The sequence below is a fragment of the Flavobacteriaceae bacterium HL-DH10 genome (assembly GCA_031826515.1).
Lineage (GTDB): Bacteria > Bacteroidota > Bacteroidia > Flavobacteriales > Flavobacteriaceae > Thalassobellus > Thalassobellus suaedae.
This window is the reverse complement of record CP134536.1, coordinates 3,793,611-3,811,243: the sequence shown is the minus strand read 5'-3', so window position 1 is coordinate 3,811,243 and position 17,633 is coordinate 3,793,611. Positions and strand designations below refer to the sequence as shown.

The following is a 17,633-nucleotide window of genomic DNA, read 5'->3' as shown; positions in this document are numbered from 1 at the left end:
AATTTTAGATGTTAAATTATTGTGAAGATTATTCCCGTTTTTATTTTAATTATGTCAACAAACTCATTTATATCATTGAACCTCTGGTTTTAAATAATTAATAAGAAGCTTCATGTTTCTGATGTAGTTTCCTGTTGAAATGTATTTTTGATCTGTTGTGTTTTGAAAAGGGGAGGTGTCTGTTTCATCACCAACTCTTGTAGTGCTATAAGCATCAGTGAGTTCTGTTTTTTTTCCATCTCCAATATATGGGTTGCTAATAAAAGCTCTAGTTGTTAACCAACGATTTTGATCATCTAATGCGCTAACAATTTCTTTTACTTTAGCCTCATCAACATTAAATTGAAAACTAAACCTATTTAAATTATAATATTTTTGAGGAGTCCCTTCATATTTAAATTGTGCTGGTTTAAGAGGTGAATCTTTAGAAACTTCCTCAGCTGATAGCTGTGACATTTTATTGTACTCCTCTTTTAGTTTTTCAAGAGGAACGCCTCCTTTACCGTAGTAATGCGATAATAAATTTTTATCATCTTCATCTATATAATATTTACCATACTTTACGTTAGATCCTTTTCTGTGTACATAAATAGCTTTATTGGTTTTAACATCTACAAAGGTTGGATGTGTACGATGTCCTTCAACTTTATCAGCAGGAAGTGCTACTTTTTCTAACCAACTAATAGCTTTGGGAACACCTTCTAAAAATGTTTTATCACCAGTTAATTCATAAAATTTCATTAAAAGGAATGCATTTTCGCTAGTTGCTCCTGGTAAATAGGCAGCAGGTTCATAGGTTCTGGCACTTGCTGTTTCCATTTTCATATTTAACTGTTGTCCCCAAGCGCCACAGCTATCTTGAGATATTTTATAAAAATTCATACCTCTATGAATTGGGTCAAGAAATCGTTGTTCGCCTAAAACTAAATAACATTGAATAAGTAAATTAATATTTTCCCAAATAACATCGTCATTAAATGTATAGAATGATGAGTAGTCAGGAAACCCATTTTTACTATAATTATACATTAAAGGGTACCTTTGAGGCCATCCACCATTAGGATATTGGCTAATCAAAATAAAATTAATAGCTTTATCTAAAGCTGGTTTATATGAAGGGTCCATTTTTTCTAAATACATTCTTAATAAAAATCGTGTAGCGTCCGTAGTAACATCATCATCAAAAGTTGAGTTTCCATAATAATGTTGAAATTCTTCTAAGCGCCATCCGTTTTTACCTATTGTATTATACCATTGTTTAAGCGATCGATCTCCTGCAAAATCTACCATATAGTTCCAACCACCTTCATGACTTTGTCCCCATATAACCGCTGCTGCAGCTTTTTGAGCGGCTTCATAATAGTATTCGTTTAGGGTAGCTCTATAAGCATCTAAAAATAGATGTCCCATGCCAATTGTTCCAGCCCCTTGCATCCAAATCATTGTTTTATAAGCTTCCATTTCTCCCCACTGACGTGAAAAATCGGGCAGATAATACCAAACATAGCCACCATTAGTGCTTGCCTTTTCAACCATAAATTCGGTTGCTTTGAACATGGTTTCTAATACTTGTTCTTTAGATGTTTTTTCTTGTGCCTCTAGTTTTAGTCCTACAATTAAAATGATGAAAAGAAGTAGATAGTGGTTAGCTATTTTCATAATTATTATTTTTATTTATCCTATTTAGCATCCATTAAATTGGTTTCTTGGGTTTCAAGATTTATTAATGGGTGTTTTATTAGTTTGGTTGGCTTTGATACAAATAAATACTACGAATTTGGAAACAAATGGGAAACAATTCGTATTAATTTTAAAAACTCATAAATTCTTTTGGCTTAAGTTGTTTTGGAGAAATTTTAACTTTATATATATCACCTTTAAACCAGGAACGTTTATTTAACCGCACTCCAACAGAGCTCTGTCCCGTTTCAATAGGGTTAAAAGTATAAGGTTCTGTTAGTTCGAGTTTTCCATTTACATAGGTGCTAAGGCTATTTTTAGAAACCACTAGAGCAACATGGTACCACGCTCCAAGAGGATGAAGCAAGTTCTCGTCTATTAGAGCTAATTTGTTTTCCCCTGAAGCCACGAAACCATCAAAATACCAGTTATTGTCTATCGCTCTAATTTCAAGTAGCATCCTGTCATCTGAAACCTTTCCTATATGCACAACACGTTGCTCAAATGGCGCATTTAATGACGGATTGAAAATCATTTCTATGGTAAATTCTTTTAATGATTTTAGAGGCATTTCTTTAATGAATAGTGCATCATCAATACCATTAAATTGAACAGCTTCACCATATGGTGATTCAACTATTTTAGGTAGACCATTGCTATGAATAGAATTAGATTTTGTTTTTAATATATCAGCAATTAACCATTCTGTAGTATCGTTTTGTTCTGGATTTTTTTTTGAAGTTTTGCAATTATAAAGAAAGCCAATGCTTAAAGCAATTGGAATTATTTTTAAGGAGATTTTGATCCAATTTGACTTACTAATCATAATCTTTTTTAGTTTGAATTTACAAACACTAGGTAGTGTGTAATCGATTACTCAAATATATAGAAAAAGATTCGTATTTAAATTTTATACAGCTAAATTATATTTCGCTAGTATTGTGTTTTATAACAGGATTAAGTGCATCATATTTTTAGTTAATTTATAGATAATATACGTGTAAAATGCTTCAAAATCAGACTAAAAAGCTATTCGTAACTCTTAATAACTACCGTAACTAGTCACACAAAACGATACAATTAAAACAAATAATCCAACCAGTAAAATGGCATAAGTTTCTTTTTTTACATTTTTCCATTCTTTCATAATCACACCTACAATATAGCTGAAGAAGATTAGCATAGACATGTGTAATACCCAACTTGCAAACTGAAATTCGCCCATTTTTACATGCCCTAAACCATAAAAGAAAAATTGTAAACACCATAACATACCCGTTAAAGATGATAATAACCAGTTTCTTAAAAGATTACTCTTCGGTTCTTGTGTTGTTACATTCTTATTTTTAGGTAAAAATTCTTGGATTGTTTTTTGTTTAAAACCAACAACTATGTACCAAATGAAGTTTACAACAAAACAACCTAATGTAGAAACTACTAGTTTAGCATTTCCTTCAAAATGTCCTGCACCATTTTCGGCTGCCATATCAGCAATTGGTTGTCCAAATTCTAAGGATAAATTAAACACGCCCGAAAGTACACCTGCAATAATGCTTAAGACCAAACCTAACATCATGTTAAATCCTGCGCTCTTAAGTTTTTCTGCATTTATATCTTTTTCTTTTTTAAAGCCAGCCCATCCGCAAATAACAACTCCCGCAATAGATAATAGCATTCCAAAAAGAACAATACCACCTCCTGGTTTTGTAAAGAAATTTCCTAAGCCTCCAAAAACCATGAGCGGCATTATGGTTCCAACAACTGCTGAAATACCAATAGCAATGGTATAGGTTAAAGAATAACCTATATGGTTAATAGCTTTACCAAAAGACATACCACCAAAGCCATAAATACCTCCTAGAAAAAATGCCATCCAAAAGGGTTTTGAAGGTGCTTCTGCTATTATAGAAAAGAAATTAGGTACTGTTAACCACGCTAATAGCATCGGCATTACCAACCAAGCAAAAATAGATTGTGCTAGCCAATAGGTGTTCCATGACCACCCCTTTGTTTTGGTGCTAGGTAAATAACAACTTGCTGCTGAAATACCTCCTACTGCATGAAGAAGCGTTCCTAATAAAGAATTTGGTGCACTCATTTTTAATATATTTAGTTAATTGGTTATTTAAAACGTATCAGAATATTAATCTGATAGGTCATTTTAAGGTTTTCGTTTAACAAGTAGTAAATGGTCGCAAACCAAAACAACTTCACCGTTTTGATTTATGATTTCTACATGTTCGGTTACGGTTCCCATTTCTGGTCTTTTGGCTTCTCCTTTATTAGAAATGGTGACTTCTGAATGAATGGTATCGCCAATATGAACAGGTTTTACAAATCGCATTCTATCATAGCCTTTAGAAAAAGCTTCTGGATTTATTTCGGAAGCTGTTAAACCAATACCTATACTGAAAATCATGGTTCCGTGCGCAATACGTTGTCCGAAAGGTTGTGTTTTACACCATGCTTCATCCATATGATGCGGAAAAAAGTCGCCTGTATGTCCTGCATGCACTACGAAATCTGTTTCGGTTATGGTTCTTCCTAGTGTTACACGTTTATTGTCTAGTTGATAATCTTCAAAAAATGTTGATTTGAAATACATAGTCTTTGTTATTTGTTTAATTGTTTGATGCCTTTATTTGTTAAGCTGTTAAGCTATTTTATAGTTACAATGTGCGTTAGGGATTGAAGCGACATCCTTTTTGCGAAAATTTACACTTACAACTTCTTTATAAACTTAAAGCCATTTGATAATGAGATCCCGAAACTAGTTCGGGACTGCTTCGCAGAAAGATACAGCGTAAAGCCCGACCTGTAAAGGTAACGCCCAATTAATTTAAATCATTTAATTGAATGCCTCCGCTGGTATTACTTAAATAGCATGCTTCCACCACTTTCATGGTATCTAAAACATCCTGAACACTAGCATGTAAAATCTTATCTGAACCTTCTTTATAACGCATTAAATTGGACATGGTGCCTACAAAGGCTTCTGGAAACCAAGAGCCTTCTAAATCTATTGTTTCCCATTCATAAATGTTACTATTTTTATCAATAGGTAGGGCGTATTCAAATTTGTCGGGTAAACCATGTGGATAGTTCATTAACAAGCCCATTTTAGCTTTAATAGCGCCTTTAGTGCCTTCCCATTTTATATAACTTTCTTCATGTTTAGATCCGAATTGGTGGTCATGATTGGTGTTTATTTTAACACTCATATTTTCTCCATAATCTAAAATAATGGTAGACCTGCAAGATGATAAATTCTTTAAAGGATGCTTCCAAGTTTTTGCCATAACACTTTTAGGGTTTCCTAGAAATGAGCGAATACAATCTATATAGTGAACACTATGAAATAGTATTTCTAAACGCGGATGCTGTTTAATTACCGGAAATAATTCCCATGGTGTGTTTACGGTAACTTTAAATTCTAAATCGTATAAATCGCCAATAAGTCCTTGTTCAATAATATTTCTTGCAGCACTCACAAAGGACGCAAATCGTAACTGAAAATTAATAGCTGCAACAAGGTTTTTACGTTCGCATACTTCTACAATTTCTTTAGCTTGTTTATAATCATTACCCATTGGTTTCTGAATAAGTACAGCAGCACCATCGGGTAATTGCTCTAAAATTTCTATGTATTGGTCTGGCAATACGGTAATGTCATAAACCGCATTTTTTGGAGCCTGTTTTACAGCATCGGCAACTGTATCAAATACATGTTCTATGTCATATTTTTCAGCAAGCACATGCGCTTTAGATATGGTTCGGTTTGTTATACCATAAACTTTGAATCCTGCCATTTTATAGGCTGGTAAGTGGGCGTCTTTAACAATACCGCTTGCTCCAATAATTATAATTGGTTGCTGCGTTTCTGGTAATAAAGGCTTGTAAGTAACATTCATTTTAAATAATTTTTTGGATGTTAGTTTGAGTTGTTTCAAGAAGTTTTTGAGAAGGTATTTCTCCATTAATAGCTTCTAGTACCATAGCATCAATTAATTCTGCTACTTTAGGCCATACAGGGGTTTGAGGTAATGTTAATGCATTTTCGTGAAGCATACTTAATTTATGGTAATATGGAATCGTTTTATTGATTTCTGGATCATTCCAAGTCGATTTCCGACATCCAATACCACCTTCGTTAGTTAGAAGTTCATCGCTTTTGGCTGTGGTTGCAAATCGTAAAAAATCATAGGCTATTTTTTTATGTTTACTTCCTGATCCTATGGTATATAACCAATATACATTTAAGGATGCTGGATTGTGATTCTCATTAGAAGGTAATTGGGCAATATCAACTTTACCTTTTACTTTTGAAGCTTCTATGACTTCACACATTGAAGCAAAACCAAACCAATTAATAGCCATAGCAGCTTCGCCTGTAGCAAATGCCATACCTGCTTCTACAGAAGCAAATTCTTTTGATTTTGGGTGAGTTGTTTTTTGATTGTTTACTATTTGTCTGTAGAAATCTAATGCCTCAATAGCCTCAGGTTGATTGATGTTTATTTGTTTATGGTCTTTTAATAGCGAACCACCACGCGTCCATAATTGTAAACAAAAATCGAACACCATGTTATGTCCATCTGGATAATTTGCAAAAACGCAACCGTATAAATTCTGTTCTGGTCGATTAAAAAATTCTGCTATATGTGTGAATTGTTCCCACGTTTTTGGTGGATGTAAATTGTAGCCATATTGGTTTTTAAAGTTGATTTGTTCTGTTGTATTTTCAAATAAATCTTTTCTATAAATTAAACATTCTGGACCATCATGAAACGGTAATCCATAAACTTGATTATTTATTTCTTGCAGGTGGAGTAGGGAATGATGCCAACCTTCAGGGAAATCTTGTGGTGGATTTTGACTTATTAATGGTGATAAATTTTCAACTGCTCTTGAATTTACTGCATCAAAAATCCAATCGGTATTTAAATGCGCAATATCCCAATCACCATTTATTAAGCCCTTGTTTGTTAAGGTTTGTTCATATAAATCGTGAAGTTCTAAAGGAATCATTTCGGCTTCAACAGATATATTGTTTTCTAAACAAAAAGCATCCCATAACTTTTGAAGTGTAGTTTCAAAAGGGTCAAATTTCCGAACAGCTATTCTTATCTTTTCCATTAGATATTTATTAATTCTTCTAATATTTTTGCGTTATGTTCTCCTAGTTTCGGCGAGCCTTTACTCGATATTAATAATTCACCATCAATTTTAATAGGACATCTAGTTGTTTCGTATGAATAGCCATCACCCATAGTTACTTTTTGAATAAAATCTAAGACTTTAAAACCTTCCTCTTCAAAGAGTTCTTGATAATTTAAAACCTTCGCACACCAAATATCAGCAGGTTCTAAAATAGCTAACCAATATGCTGTGTTTTGTGTTTTTAAATGTGCGGCTAGAATTTTTTTGATTTCGTTTCGTAATTCAAACGTGTTTTCAGGATACTTTAGTAAAGCATCGCATTTTAAAAGATCTGCCAACACAGGAATAGACCCCATGGCTAGTGCTAAAAAGCCATCGCTAGTTTTATAGATACCATAAGGCGCTCCTAAATACGCGTGAGCATTATTACTTTTTGTTCTAACAGGAAGTTCTCCACCATCATTAAAATAGGTTGTAATGGTTTCAAATTGAAAATCGATAGCCGATTCTAGCATACTTACCTGAACTAATGCTCCTGAATTATTAATTGTTTTTCTGTATAGTGCCGCCAAAATACCTTGTGCTAAATGTGCTCCTGCCAACATGTCTACAATAGATAATCCCATAGCAACAGGACCATCATTTTTATTCCCAGTTAACCATGTTAAAGCGGTTAACGACTGTAATAACAAGTCTTGTCCGGGGTGTTTTATTAAATCAGGATGATTCCCATATCCCGATATTTCGGCATAAACAACCTGCGGATTTATAGTCTTAACATCCTCATAACTTAGTCCGATACGTTCCATAACGCCTGGTCTAAAATTATGCATAACCACATCTGCTTTAGCTAATAATGCTTTTATTAATTTTAGGTCTTCTGCATTTTTTAAATCGGCTGCAAACGATTCTTTATTTCTATTTATAGTGTGGAAAATGGACGATTCTTCATTCATTATTAAATCTGAACAATACAACGTACGACAAATATCGCCTGTTATTGGTTTTTCAATTTTAATAACGCGTGCTCCTAAATCTGCCAATTTCAAACTTGCCGAAGGACCTGATAGAAACTGACTAAAATCTATTATTAAATAATCTTCTAATGGTCGCATTTAATCATTTAAAAATTGTTGATATATCTTCTCGTTATCTTCACCTACTTGAGGAGCTGCCTTGGTACTGGTCAAAATATCTCCATTAAATTGTATTGGAAGTCTAGTGGTTATCATTTCTTTTCCTTCAGAATTTCTTACCGTTTGTTTTAGCTGTAAATCGTTCATAAAAGGTTGATTATTTAAATCATTATAGTTAAATACCTTTTCACACCACATACCATTTTTTCGCAATATGCCCACCCAATGTTCAGAACTTTTAGTGGTTATTTTTTTTCTTAGTATTTTTCGAATAGCAGCTCTACCTGTAAACCATGTTTTTTTATCTGAATAAGCACTTAAATCGACTTCTATAATACGGCCTAATTGCATTAAATCGCCCATGGCGAGGGCTATATAACCATCATTGGTTTCATAAATACCATAAGGTGCACTTAAGAAAGCATGTGCACTTCCTTTTACATTTCCTCTATCTGCTAATTGACCGCCATTGTTTAAAAAAATAGTTAAAGCTTCAAATTGAACATCTAAAATGGATTCAAGTAAACTAACTTCAACTAAAACACCTTTATCTGTTTTGGCTCGTTTTAATAAAGCTGCCAAAATGCCTTGTACAAAATGATTGCCGCACATTAAATCGGCAACTGCTAACCCGAAAGGTACAGGACCTTGGCTACTTTTTCCACTCAACCAGGTTAAGCCAGAAAGCGATTGTACTAATAAATCTTGTCCTGGTTTTTTTGCCCATGGTCCTGTGTTTCCATAACCCGAAATTATGCCATAGATGATTTTAGGATTTATAGCAATAACATCGCTAAAACTCAGTCCTATTTTTTCCATAACACCTGGACGGAAATTATGTGTTACCACATCTGCTATAGCAATTAGTTTTTTAACCTGTACTAAATCATTTGGGTCTTTTAAATTCGCAGCAAACGATTCTTTATTTCTGTTGATTGTATGAAACAGCATACTGCTTTCATCAACAAATAAATCTTTAATACTCAATTGTCGGCAAGCTTCTCCTTTTATTGGACGTTCAATTTTAATAACACGAGCCCCTAAATCGGCTAGTTTTAAACCTGCTGAGGGTCCAGCCAAAAATTGAGAAAACTCTAATACCAATAAACCTTCTAGTGGTTTCAATACTTTATTTTATTAATGTGTTAGTGATTCTTTATAAATAGTATTCATTTTATCAACAGCAGATTCTATAGAAACCTTCCCTGAAACAGCCTCATGAATTACTGGACTTGCTTCATCTTGAAAATGCATATATCCATAATATTGTGGACGCATAGTCGATTCATCTAAAGTCTGTAAAGTATCTTTAAAAAAGTTTTTAGATTGATTATTTACGTCATCATTTAACCAAGACTTCCTGTGTCCTGGTTGTCCGCCAAATTCGAAATATAAACCAGATTGAATTTTTTCTGAAGCCGTAAATTCGGCATATTTCATAGCAGCTTCTGCGTGTTTTGTTTTAGCAGATACAGCTATGCCTGCACCACCCAAAGTAGAACGTAATCTTTTGCCATTAAAAGAGACTAAACCTCCTGCTTTTAATATGTGATTTGCATAGTTCTTTTTAGAATAATTTGAATAGCCATAGTTAAAAGGACTATAAACAATGTCATCAGATTGTGTCATACGTTCATAAATCTTTATTGGATTCATTTCTAAACAAAATGATGGAGCTAAATCTACTAGTTCTTTATAGTTTTTAATAGCCTCAATCATAATATGACGTGGTGCTACTTCAGTCTTACTTTCAAAAACAGGAGCACCTAAAGCGATACACATCATATAATGATGCATCAAAGTATCTATAGGAATAGATGCAAATGCGACTTTTCCTGTTTTAGTTAATTCTAAAAGTTCTTTCCATGTTTTTGGGATTTGAATATTTTGCTGGCTCACTAAGTCTTCTCTCCATGTGGCAATAGGTGTAGCGGCATCGGTAGCTAAAGTCCATTGCTTACCATTAACATTATAGCTGGCATGAGATTTTCCAACACTATTATTTTTCAGTTCATTTATGAATTCTGCACTTAAATAATCATCAAAAGGTAAAAGCACTTGATCTCTAGCAGCTATTGAAACGTGTGGATTATCCATAATTAACAAATCATAATTGCTTGTTAATTCATTTAGAGAGGCGTCTGCAAAAGCTTGTAAAGAACGCTTTTCCCATGTAATTCTTACATCGGGATTGAGTTCTTCAAATCTCTGAGCCGTTGCCACTACCGAAGTAAATCCACGAGTATGATTCCAAGCTATTCCTTTTAAGTTTATCATTTAAATGCTTTGTTTCTAATTTTAAATATACTAATTTATTAAACCATCTGGCCATTTGTAACTTCCAGGCTTTATGGTAATATACTGGTTTGGGTTTTTATCATATTGCATACGAACCACGCCTGAAGCTAGTTCTTCAATGGGAGTAAACGATTTCCAATGTAATTCATTAAACAAATCGTAAGCTGTAGCCCCACCTTCAATAAAAAGCTCGTTTGTATTAGAAGTTTCCACAAACCTTTTTGCAACTAAGCTCATTCGAGTCTTTAAATTCAAAGTGCTGTTTTTTAGTTGAATAACATTATTTGAAACTTTTAAAGCTACTTTTTTGTGTTCATTATAATGGTCAGCTATTTTAATTATGAAATCGCTTAAAGCAGTTTCATTTAACTTGTCTTCTAGAAGTGAATCAGGAAAAGTAACCAAAGGGCAATTCGTTTTCTCTAGATTTTTTGAAAACTGAACACTGTTAGTATGTGTGCTTCCTGAAAGGAGCAAATAGTTACTTGTAAAACTATGTTTTTGTTTTTTGATTTTTGAAGTTGCTAACTTCATTTTAATTAGAAATTGCTCAAAAAACGCTGCACTTCCAGCAATAATGGTTTCTTCGTGGTATAAATTAATACATTTTGATAGTTCTTCTACAGAATTACAATCGGGAATATAGATACCTTTTAAATTGATTTCTTTGATTTTTCCCGTGAAAACTTCCATGGTATCTTTTTTAGAACTCCTGTCTAAAAGTAAGCGTTTAACTAATGATCCTTTTAAAGGAAAATCGGGGTCTAGAGCAAAGTCCGTATTTTCTATTAGAACATCATTTATTGTATAAGATGCATTTTTAATACACCGATTACCTAATGGATTTGAAGGTTGCAATAAAACATGATCTTTCTTTTTTGAATCTAGTAATGCTGAAAGCTCAGTTAGCACATGTCCTCGTAATACAGAATCACATTTTTTAAATATGATATTATTTGTATTTGAAATGATTTCCTCAGCTAAATGAAAATGTGTTTCATAAGCTTCATCTTCAGTCATTGATCTGGTATCTGTTGCTATAATATTAACTGTAGCTTCTTTTTCTGGAATAGTATCAATACCAAAAGCCACATGAATACCATATCTAAGACAAATGCCTGCTATTTCTGCAGCTCCTGTTAAATCATCAGCAATTACAGTAATCATTGTTTTTTATGTTTAGCCATTACAATCGCATAATCTATGGCAACCAGCATGGCATCAGCAGAAGCTATGCCTTGACCTGCTATTTCAAATGCTGTACCGTGATCTACCGATGTGCGAATAATTGGTAATCCCAAAGTAATATTAACACCTTTTACACTTTTCATGGTTTCTTTTTCATTATCCCATTTAAAACCTTCTAGCTTGAATGGAATATGACCTTGATCGTGATACATTGCTACGCATCCATCAAATTTTCCTTGCACCGCTTTAACGAACATGGTATCTGGTGGAAAAGGACCTTCAACGGTGTACCCTAATTTATTAGCTTCTTCAATAGCTGGAATTATTTCGTTGACTTCTTCATCTCCAAATAATTGATTTTCGCCTGCATGCGGATTTAATCCAGCGACTGCAATTCTTGGGTTTTTAATTCCGAATTTTTTACAAGCATCATCAAGTAACGTAATTACTTCAAACACACGGTCTTTTTTACATAAATCGCAAGCTTGTCTTAACGATACATGTGTGCTGTTATGAATTACTCTAAAATTTTCATCGGCCAAAAGCATGGCAAATTTTTTGGTATTTGTATACTCTGCATAAATCTCTGTATGTCCTGAATATTTATGTCCCGCTTTATGAATAGATTCTTTATTTATAGGCGCAGTAACCGTTGCATCAATCTCGTTTGCCAATGCTAATTCTATGTTTTTTATAACCGCTTCAAAAGCTGCTTTTCCAGCCATTGCGGTAACCACTCCTGGTTGTAAATTGGCGTTGTCAACATTTTTTAAATCGAAAACGTCAATGGTTCCACATTCAAATTTTGCGTCATCTACTTCTTGAATGGCATTAATTTTTAATGAAGATTTTAATGAGTTCACTTCATTTTGCATGGTTTGAGCATCACCAACTACTAAAGGATTACATCTATTATATACATCCTCTAAAGCTAATGTTTTTATGATTATTTCTGGGCCAATTCCTGCGGGATCGCCCATTGAAATTCCTATTTTTGGTTTCATCAATTTAATTTTAAAGCAATTTTTTATAAATATTTATAGCATCTTCCCTTGTAACTTCTCTTGGGTTATTTTTAAGCAAACGAGTTACTTTCATCGCTATATCGGCTAATTCTGGTATAATAGCTTCGGTGATACCAATTTCAGATAATTTTTTAGGAATACCACATGTTTTTAATAATCCTTCAATTTTTTCTATTCCTGTTGAAGCTATATATTCATCTTTCCCATTCCATGTTATGCCTAAAGCTCTAGCTACTTCGGCATGTCTTTTGGGGTTAGAAGGAAGGTTAAAACGTAATACCTCGGGCATTAAGATAGCATTCGATAAGCCATGAGCAATATGGAATTTACCACCTAAACCATAAGACAATGCATGAACAGCCGATGTATTTACTGGTCCTAAACACAATCCGCCATACATAGAACCTAATAAAAGCGCTGAACGTGCTTCTATATCATTTCCGTTTTCATATGCTTTTTGAATGTTTTCTGAAATAAGTTGAATCCCTTTTAAAGCATACGTATCAACTGCTGGATGCGCAAATTTATTGGTATAGGCTTCAATACAATGTGATAGAGCATCAATGCCTGTTTCTGCTGTTAATTTTGGAGGTAAACTAAGTGTTAAAACAGGATCAAGATAACAAGCATCTGGAACTAAATACGGACTAATAATACCGCTTTTAGCTTGTGTTTCTTCATTTAATAAAATGGCATTTGGTGATACTTCACTACCTGTACCTGATGTTGTTGGAATACAAATTAGCTTTATTTTTCTTCCGCTTAAAAAACCAATACCAACAATATCTTCAAGCTTTTGTGTATTATTAATTAGTGCTGCTAGTAATTTAGCGCAATCTAATACGCTTCCGCCTCCAATTCCTATTACACAATCGGGATTAAACCCTTTATTAGCATTTAGTAATTCATTAAATTGAGCAAATGTAGGTTCTCCAACAAACGTGTATTCTACAAGTTGCACTTCTTTATTTTTAGATTGAATACTTTTTGTCGTTGATTCAACAGCATCTAATAATGGAGTGGCGACTAATAATAATATTCTATTTGAATTTTCTATGATAGAATCATTAGAAAGTTCTTTTATAGAATCTTCTCCAAAAACAATTTTTTGAGGTTGTAATAATGTGATTGAATTCATTTTATGTTTTATGATTCTTTTTCTTTTAGTTTGAAATATCCGTAAATGGTTAATTCGTCTTTTACTTTTTCAGATTTAAATAAAAAACTAGCAAAGTAACCTACTACCAATACAATAAGATGGCTATAAACACCCAACATGTATTTATGATGAGGAAAATTATAATGTCCTAAATCAAGTATTAATGAATCTCCAATTTTGGTAGTTGTTAATATGGCATAAGCAGTGAAAGCTATACAAGTTGCAATACCAATATGTAATCCTTGTTTATTTGCTCGTCTTGAGAATAATCCTAAAAGAAAAATGCCTACAATACCAGCAGAGAAAATAGCATATAATTTAAAAACTACTCCTAAAACGCCTTGACCACTCCAAGCTGCATATAATAATGCTACGCTAGCCATAGATATTCCTGCAAAAAGTACTAGTAGGCGTCCGACAATTAAACGTTGCTTGTCAGAGCAATTAGGATTAAATCGCTGGTAAAAATCTTCTACACCAATAGCAGCTAAGCAATTCATATCTGAATCTAAGCTAGACACCGCTGCCGCAATTAAAGCCGCTAATACTAAGCCTACAGCACCTACTGGTAATTCGGTTCCAATAAAATAAGTAAATACTTGGTCTGCTTTCATTCCTTCTGGCAAAACAGCGCCACCCGTATTATAAAACACAAACAATAATGACCCAATAAGCATAAATAATGCCCAAACTGGGACACTTGCCAAAACACCAATATAGGCTGCCTTTTTAGCATCTTTATCATTTTTAGCAGCTAAGTAGCGCTGTACAATAGTTTGGTCGGTACCATATTTCTGTAGCGCATAAAAAGCACCGTTAATAATTAAAACCCAAAACGTTAATTCTGAAAAACTAAAATCATAAGGACCAAAATCAATTTTCTTCATTGAAATGGCTTCACTCATCATATATCCAGGACCACCTTCGGAATTAAATAATAAAACACCTATACATAACAAGCCACCTCCAATAAGTAAAAACCCTTGAATAACATCCATCCAAATAACAGCTTCCATACCACCTAATAGGGTTAGAATGATAATGATAATTGTTAAAAACAAAATAAATGTAGTTACATCTATTCCTGTAAGTGTTGCTAATGCTAAACTTACTAAATATAAAACGGTTCCCATTTTTGAAAAATGAGTAAGAATAAAAGCAACAGAGCTGTACATACGAGCGAACACACTAAATCGACGCTCGAAATACTCGTAAGTACTTAGTCTGATTACCTTACGGAATAGCGGAACAATAACCCAAATTAAACCAATTAAAACTATTGGAACCATTAAACCTTGAACCAATAAAATCCAGTTTGATTTGTATGCCGCTGCCGGATAAGCTAAAAACGTTACGCTACTTATTAAAGTGGCAAAAATTGAAATACCTATAGCCCAGGCAGGTATGGTTTTACTTCCTGAGAAATATTGATCGGAACTTTTTTGTCGATTTGCAAAGTAAAATCCTGCACCTAAAGTAAAGGCGACAGAAATAATTACGATAACAATATCAATCCAGTGAATATTTAGCATAATGGTTTGGTTATAGTTGGTATAAATTATTCCACCTCGGTTAATGGTGGCATCATGGTTTTATTACATAATTCTTTTTTCTGCATCAAAGATTTTAGAACTGCTAGTGATTGCCCTAAAGTTTTATCTTTTTGGTATTGTTGAGCTATTAAATCGGTTTCTTTTTGCCATTTACTACATACATTCCATTCTTTATCTAAAGCAGCATTATATAACTCTTTGTACATTTCTGGCACATAATTACCTGTACTCGGTACAATGCCATCGGCTCCCAGTTTTAAACTTCCAGCACTTTGTGCTCCCCATCCACAGAAATATGAGAATTTTTCATTTTCTCTATATTCATTTATAAAATTTTTCATGCGATTTAAATCACGTTCCGAATCTTTTAACCCCCATATATTTGGATGATTAGATAACTTGCTAATTACTTCAAATGGAATAGACATTTGTGTAGTAGCTGTTATGTTATATAGCATTATTGGTCCAGATATTTTATCGGCTAGTGTTTTATAAAAAATAGTCATTTGATCTGGTGTAAGTCCATAATAGGAGGGAAGAGTAGCAACCACACAATCTGCACCAAGCGCTATATATGCATTACCACGATTAATTAAATCACTGACTTGATTACCAACTATCCCGGCATAAATACATTGATTTTCACCCTTTGCCTTTACTGCAGCTTCAACTAATTTAATACTTTCGTTTTCGTTAATAGAACTTGATTCACCTGTTGTTCCTAAAACTAGAGGATGAATGTTATTTTTAGAAAATAGTGTCACAATGCGTTTTACAGCAACAACATCTACAGTTAAATCTTTATTTAGTGGAGTTATCATTGGTACTACAACTCCTGAAAAACGTTTTTGCATAAAATAATAATAATAAGGGTTATAAATTAGTTATGATAGACATTGTAGAATCTAACTTGCAATATTGTTAAATCAATAATTAAACTGTGTAATTTTTGAGCGGCGACCAATTTCATAAACTTGAATTTAATTATAAAATAAATAGGCTAAATAGATAATATATGTATATCAAAAAAGGGTGTGTATTATATAATACACACCCTTTAAAAGTATTAATTTAAAATGATAAATTATCTAGTAAATAATTTTACTGATTTTTGACCTTCTTCAGTTTTTACTGTAGCAATCCAAAGACCAGATTTAAATTCGAAATTAGTGTCTTTGTTAGTTTTTAATGATTTAACTAAGGCACCTGTAATACTATAAATATTAATATCTGTTGAAGATTTTACATTAGAAACATAAATTCTTACTGTATTACCCCTATTTATAATGATTTATTGCCCAGATTGAATTGCAGTTAAATATTCTCCTGCATCTAAAACCATTGAAAACCTTCGGCCACTACCTCTATCTCGTCTCTTTTCGGCAGCTGTTATAAATTGAATGATTGATAGAAGGGAAAAATTTTGAATCTTAACAGTTAACTATTTTAATTCTACTATTTCATCATCAATAGTTCTTGATGCAGCCATTGTTAGCTTAGTAAATTCTTTTTCAACTAAGATTTGTTCACTATTTTTAAGTTTATTATTGTATTCATCAGATCTTTTGTAAAGATGGATTTTTTTTGCAATTTGGCGAGTTAAAGATTTCCTGAAGTAAAGTTTTATCTGTCAATCCTAACGAATGTCCAAATACATGAACTTCAAAAAGTTTTTTTGTTTGCAATAAATTAGAATGTATACTTTGAAATATAGGATTAAGTAAGTACTTGTGAGTTTTAAAATGGTGAAGGAACTTATCATCACCAAATTCTTTTATTAAATGATAACTATTATCTATATCATTTCCGTACCCAAATATTATTTCATTCTCTAAAGTACCGTGAATTGGGTAATACAAGTGTAATGCTTTTTTAGGTAAGTTGTATTTTTTATTGTTCCTGTATAATTAAAATTTATTATGTGTAACTCACCATTTAGGAGATTATTTCCTTCATTAAATTTTCTAAAAAACAATTCAACAGATCTGTTTTTTTCAATATTAATAGTTAATAAATATTCTTTTAGAAGACTCTTAATCTCGTTAAAATCATTATTTAATTTATCAAGTGTTGGAGTTAAATTTTTTAGTTCATAATTAGCAGATTGCATTTTATTATAAATCTCATTAATATGTCTGTAAAATGTATCTTCTATGCTAAACCAATATTTCGATTTTTCCTTTAATAGAATAAAGAGAAGTTTGTTGGATAAATGGTTTAACCAATAGTCTGCATTTCTATTGAGCATTTCATATTGTTTGTTTTTATTGAAAACAAAAACACCAAATAAGTTCCAATTTGCACAATTTAAATTTTCATTTCCCGGAAAGACAGTGTTTTGAGGCTTTATTGATTATTGTAGATTCAAAATATATTGATGCATCTTTTTTAAATGTATATTTCTTTAATTAGATACTCTGAAAAGTCAAGAAAA

15 protein-coding genes are annotated in these 17,633 nt (G+C 32.7%); all 15 read right to left on the bottom strand.

Annotation, left to right across the window (positions count from 1 at the left end; genetic code table 11):
• Positions 1-72: 72 nt before the first annotated feature.
• The 15 genes from RHP49_16205 to RHP49_16135 all read right to left on the bottom strand — a co-directional run bounded on the left by RHP49_16205 (position 73) and on the right by RHP49_16135 (position 17,447).
• Positions 73-1,659, bottom strand: coding sequence for a pectate lyase (locus tag RHP49_16205; GenBank protein WNH12418.1), 1,587 nt, complete (start codon positions 1,657-1,659; stop codon positions 73-75).
• A gap of 151 nt (positions 1,660-1,810) precedes the next feature.
• The gene (locus tag RHP49_16200) at positions 1,811-2,506 is read right to left on the bottom strand and encodes a LamG-like jellyroll fold domain-containing protein (GenBank protein ID WNH12417.1); all 696 of its coding nucleotides are present in this window, start codon (positions 2,504-2,506) and stop codon (positions 1,811-1,813) included.
• 216 nt (positions 2,507-2,722) lie between these two features.
• On the bottom strand, positions 2,723-3,778 hold the full coding sequence (locus RHP49_16195) for an L-rhamnose/proton symporter RhaT (GenBank protein WNH12416.1): 1,056 nt from the start codon (positions 3,776-3,778) through the stop codon (positions 2,723-2,725).
• A 63-nt stretch (positions 3,779-3,841) separates the two neighbouring features.
• A complete protein-coding gene (locus RHP49_16190; protein WNH12415.1) occupies positions 3,842-4,285 on the bottom strand; it encodes a MaoC/PaaZ C-terminal domain-containing protein in 444 nt (147 codons plus the stop codon).
• Between the two features lie 229 nt (positions 4,286-4,514).
• Positions 4,515-5,591 carry a Gfo/Idh/MocA family oxidoreductase gene (locus RHP49_16185; protein WNH12414.1) on the bottom strand — a complete coding sequence of 359 codons (1,077 nt, stop codon included), beginning with the start codon at positions 5,589-5,591 and terminating at the stop codon, positions 4,515-4,517.
• Between the two features lies 1 nt (position 5,592).
• Entirely contained in the window at positions 5,593-6,816 is a 1,224-nt protein-coding gene (locus tag RHP49_16180; protein ID WNH12413.1) for a sugar ABC transporter substrate-binding protein, read from the bottom strand.
• Positions 6,816-7,955: a CaiB/BaiF CoA-transferase family protein gene (locus tag RHP49_16175; GenBank protein WNH12412.1), complete on the bottom strand. Its 1,140-nt coding sequence runs from the start codon at positions 7,953-7,955 to the stop codon at positions 6,816-6,818. The genes RHP49_16180 and RHP49_16175 overlap by 1 nt, the downstream gene beginning before the upstream one ends.
• The gene (locus tag RHP49_16170) at positions 7,956-9,101 is read right to left on the bottom strand and encodes a CoA transferase (protein ID WNH12411.1); all 1,146 of its coding nucleotides are present in this window, start codon (positions 9,099-9,101) and stop codon (positions 7,956-7,958) included.
• Between the two features lie 12 nt (positions 9,102-9,113).
• Positions 9,114-10,253, bottom strand: coding sequence for an extracellular solute-binding protein (locus RHP49_16165; protein WNH12410.1), 1,140 nt, complete (start codon positions 10,251-10,253; stop codon positions 9,114-9,116).
• 30 nt (positions 10,254-10,283) lie between these two features.
• Positions 10,284-11,441, bottom strand: a complete 1,158-nt coding sequence (locus RHP49_16160; GenBank protein WNH12409.1) for a four-carbon acid sugar kinase family protein — start codon at positions 11,439-11,441, stop codon at positions 10,284-10,286.
• Positions 11,438-12,466 carry a 4-hydroxythreonine-4-phosphate dehydrogenase PdxA gene (gene pdxA, locus RHP49_16155; protein ID WNH12408.1) on the bottom strand — a complete coding sequence of 343 codons (1,029 nt, stop codon included), beginning with the start codon at positions 12,464-12,466 and terminating at the stop codon, positions 11,438-11,440. Before pdxA ends, RHP49_16160 begins: the two co-directional genes overlap by 4 nt.
• 10 nt (positions 12,467-12,476) lie before the next feature.
• Positions 12,477-13,625 (bottom strand): iron-containing alcohol dehydrogenase, encoded by a 1,149-nt coding sequence (locus tag RHP49_16150; GenBank protein WNH12407.1) that lies wholly within the window; start codon positions 13,623-13,625, stop codon positions 12,477-12,479.
• A gap of 8 nt (positions 13,626-13,633) precedes the next feature.
• Positions 13,634-15,178, bottom strand: a complete 1,545-nt coding sequence (locus RHP49_16145) for a sodium:solute symporter (protein WNH12406.1) — start codon at positions 15,176-15,178, stop codon at positions 13,634-13,636.
• 26 nt (positions 15,179-15,204) lie between these two features.
• Positions 15,205-16,053, bottom strand: a complete 849-nt coding sequence (locus RHP49_16140) for a dihydrodipicolinate synthase family protein (protein ID WNH12405.1) — start codon at positions 16,051-16,053, stop codon at positions 15,205-15,207.
• Between the two features lie 977 nt (positions 16,054-17,030).
• Positions 17,031-17,447 carry a hypothetical protein gene (locus RHP49_16135; protein WNH12404.1) on the bottom strand — a complete coding sequence of 139 codons (417 nt, stop codon included), beginning with the start codon at positions 17,445-17,447 and terminating at the stop codon, positions 17,031-17,033.
• Positions 17,448-17,633 lie beyond the last annotated feature (186 nt).